This is a genomic window from Apilactobacillus sp., from assembly GCF_025290035.1.
In the GTDB taxonomy this organism is placed as follows: Bacteria; Bacillota; Bacilli; order Lactobacillales; family Lactobacillaceae; genus Apilactobacillus.
The window spans coordinates 1-2,895 of sequence record NZ_JAMBKT010000041.1 but is presented as its reverse complement, the minus strand read 5'-3'; the positions used below and the strand labels follow the sequence as shown (position 1 = coordinate 2,895).

Below are 2,895 nucleotides of genomic sequence, written 5' to 3'. Positions count from 1 at the left end.
ATTGCGGAACAAACTGATGGTGTGAATGAAAAGATTGTTATCACGGCTGCATACTTACATGATGTGATAGACGATAAGCTTGTTGATGATGTCGACAAACAAAAAGCATCAGTTCAAGCAAAACTAGTTAGTCTTGCATATACTGATGCTGAAATTGCTGCAGTGATGGATATCATCACCCACATGTCTTATAGTGCCAACTTGGTTCACCAATATGCACTGTCAATTGATGGGCAAGTTGTTCAAGATGCTGACCGCCTTGATGCCATTGGAGCCATTGGAGTTGCTAGAGCTATGTATTTTGGGGGTCATTTTGGTGATACCATTTATGACCCCAACCAAACACCTCGCCATAATATGGACAAAAGCGAATACCGTCAGCATACAACGGTGATTAATCACTTTTATGAGAAGTTATTTAAACTGCCCAACTTAATGAATACAAGTGCGGCAAAACAAATTGCCACTAAGCGTCAAAAGTTTATGCAGGAATTTGTTAATGAGTTTATAGATGAATGGCGAGGTATTCATTAATAGTTACGAATTATTTAACGATATCCACGAATTTTCCGTGAACTAATTTTACTAAATCATTTGCGTCTAGTTCGACAGAACGACCGACTTGACCTGATGATACTAAGATTTGACCCTGTCTTTGTGCTTCATTATCGACATAAATAGGGTAGTGGAATTTTTCATAAATTCCAATTGGTGTGTTCGCACCATGTACATAACCGGTGGTCTTTAAAAGATCCTTTAAAGGCACCATATTTACTTTTTTATTGCCAGATTCCTTGGCTAATTTCTTTTCATCTAAATGTTGATCCAATGGCACCACGCCGACGACAGGACCAGTCGTTTTACCCTCTAAAACTAAAGTCTTGTAGATGGTATGTTGATCGATATCTGCTTCGACTTCTAATTGCGCCACGTTATTTTCGTCATGAGTGGCGAACTGGTGTTGGATATAAGAAATGTTATTTTTATCAAGAATTTGTTCCACTAATGTCTTGTGGACTTTGGCTTTCTTTTTTCCCATTTCAAAATCACCTCGGTATTCATTTTAGCATAGATTTTACAATCTTCTCATGGTAAGATATAACATATAAAAAATGGTATATATAAAATTAGATATACATTGAGGTGATGAAATGAATTGGCCAGTAATTATAATCACTTTTCTAGGGATTAACTTAGATTTTATGGTGATTTTACTATTACTTTTAAATAAATATAAATGGTATTCCGTCTTTATGGGCAACTTAATCGGATTATTGTTCTTCGTCGTTTTGAGTTTTACCGCCGGTAGAATTATTACTGAATTTACCCCTGAATGGGTCATTGGGTTATTTGGTTTAATTCCAATCTACATGGCGTTAGCTGGTGGTGAGGAAAAGGTTGGTAACATCAATATTAAGTCGCCGATTTTCGCAACCGCAGTTACCTATGTGTCGGTTTGTTCTGGTGACAATATTTCCATCTTCTTACCGATTCTAGCGCGTCTTTCTTGGTTAGAACTATTAATGACAATTGGGATGATGGTGATTTTATCATTAATGATTGTTTGGGGATTATTATGGTTTGGTAATCTTAAATTCGTCAAATTGATACTAGAACGCTGGAATGAATTAATCGTCAAAATTGTCTATATCGGCATTGGAGTCTATGTCTTAATTGACAGTAGCGTCTTAGGATACATGCAAAATCCAGTATTATAAAAGGGAGTTTTCCATATGAATTGGTTATTAATATTAGTTACGTTTTTAGGAGTGAATTTAGATTTTTTCTTTATCTTACTTCTACTATTGAAGAAGTATAATTTAAAGGCAGTCATGATGGGGTACTTATTGGGGCTTTGGAGCCTATTGATTCTAAGTTTTAGTGCCGGTCAAATTTTAGATCATTTCTTACCGGAATGGTTACTAGGGGTGCTGGGCTTTCTTCCAATCTACATGGCATTAAAGGATGAAGATGAAGAAGCCAAAGAAGTTAATCACAAATCACCAGTTGTGATTACATTAATCACATACTTATCAGTTTGTGCCGGTTGTAATTTAGCATTGTTCCTACCTGTTTTATCAATGATTAGTGCGGTGCAAATTATCGAAGTGATTATTGTCTTAACCGTATTATCGCTACTAATTATCTTATTAATTAAGGCGATTGGTAATATTCAATCAATTAATGATGTAATGGAAAAATACGGTGAAATGTTAACTAAAGTAGTATATATTGGGGTCGGAATTTATGTTTTATTCGACAGTGGCTTAATCGCCCATGTAATTAGCTGGTTTTAGGAGATGATAGGATGGCAATGGCAAAACAAGAAGTCATCGCTGAAGTTGCAAAGATTTATAAAGTCTTAGGCAACGAAAGACGAATTCGAATTGTGACTTGTTTAATGGAATCTGCAGAGCCTATTAGCGTCAATTCAATATGTGAACTAATCGATTTAGAACAACCGGTAGTTTCTAAACAATTAAATGTATTGCATCAATATCAAATCGTTTGCAAAGAAAAACAGGGCAACAAAGTGTTGTATACTGTCGATGATCCACACATTGTCGAGATGATTGCGGACATGATTAACCACGTGAGACATGAGCTGGTAGGGCAACCACACCCAAAGAATCTTTTTTAGGGATGTATTACTGTATTTACAAATCTGTTATACTAATTTTTAGAAAAAAGACACAAGGAGAATGCAATGGCTGATTTAGTTTACCGAAGAGTACTGGCTGATTTAAAGCAAAAGATAATCGATAACCAGTTTGAAAATAAGCGCTTGCCAGATGAGCGAACTTTAAGTGAATCATATAATGTAAGCCGTAGTTCGGTAAAACGAGCACTGAAAGAATTGGCTGATGATGGCATTATCTTTAAAAAACGTGGTTC

Annotated in this window: 6 protein-coding genes; 5 read left to right on the top strand and 1 reads right to left on the bottom strand. The window is 35.8% G+C overall.

The annotated features are described in order from the left end of the window. Positions 1-534: HD domain-containing protein (locus M3005_RS05955; RefSeq protein WP_293794550.1), on the top strand; the 534-nt coding region annotated here is incomplete at its 5' end. A gap of 10 nt (positions 535-544) precedes the next feature. Here M3005_RS05955 and ybaK read toward each other — a convergent pair. Further along, complete coding sequence (gene ybaK / locus M3005_RS05950; RefSeq protein ID WP_293794548.1) at positions 545-1,039, bottom strand: Cys-tRNA(Pro) deacylase; 495 nt, start codon at positions 1,037-1,039, stop codon at positions 545-547. Between the two features lie 112 nt (positions 1,040-1,151). Here ybaK and M3005_RS05945 point away from each other — a divergent pair, with 112 nt between their 5' ends. The 4 genes from M3005_RS05945 to M3005_RS05930 all read left to right on the top strand — a co-directional run. Then, a complete protein-coding gene (locus tag M3005_RS05945) occupies positions 1,152-1,718 on the top strand; it encodes a cadmium resistance transporter (RefSeq protein ID WP_293794547.1) in 567 nt (188 codons plus the stop codon). 15 nt (positions 1,719-1,733) lie between these two features. Beyond that, positions 1,734-2,297, top strand: coding sequence for a cadmium resistance transporter (locus M3005_RS05940; RefSeq protein WP_293794545.1), 564 nt, complete (start codon positions 1,734-1,736; stop codon positions 2,295-2,297). Between the two features lie 11 nt (positions 2,298-2,308). Next, positions 2,309-2,641 (top strand): ArsR/SmtB family transcription factor, encoded by a 333-nt coding sequence (locus tag M3005_RS05935; protein ID WP_293794543.1) that lies wholly within the window; start codon positions 2,309-2,311, stop codon positions 2,639-2,641. Positions 2,642-2,707: 66 nt separating this feature from the next. Further along, positions 2,708-2,895: winged helix-turn-helix domain-containing protein (locus M3005_RS05930; RefSeq protein WP_293794542.1), on the top strand; the 188-nt coding region annotated here is incomplete at its 3' end.

What these genes read in the sequence shown, in the direction of transcription:
- ybaK (WP_293794548.1), bottom strand. Translation starts at nt 1,039, where the DNA reads ATGGGAAAAAAGAAAGCCAAAGTCCACAAGACATTAGTGGAACAAATT.
- M3005_RS05945 (WP_293794547.1), top strand. Translation starts at nt 1,152, where the DNA reads ATGAATTGGCCAGTAATTATAATCACTTTTCTAGGGATTAACTTAGAT.
- M3005_RS05940 (WP_293794545.1), top strand. Translation starts at nt 1,734, where the DNA reads ATGAATTGGTTATTAATATTAGTTACGTTTTTAGGAGTGAATTTAGAT.
- M3005_RS05935 (WP_293794543.1), top strand. Translation starts at nt 2,309, where the DNA reads ATGGCAATGGCAAAACAAGAAGTCATCGCTGAAGTTGCAAAGATTTAT.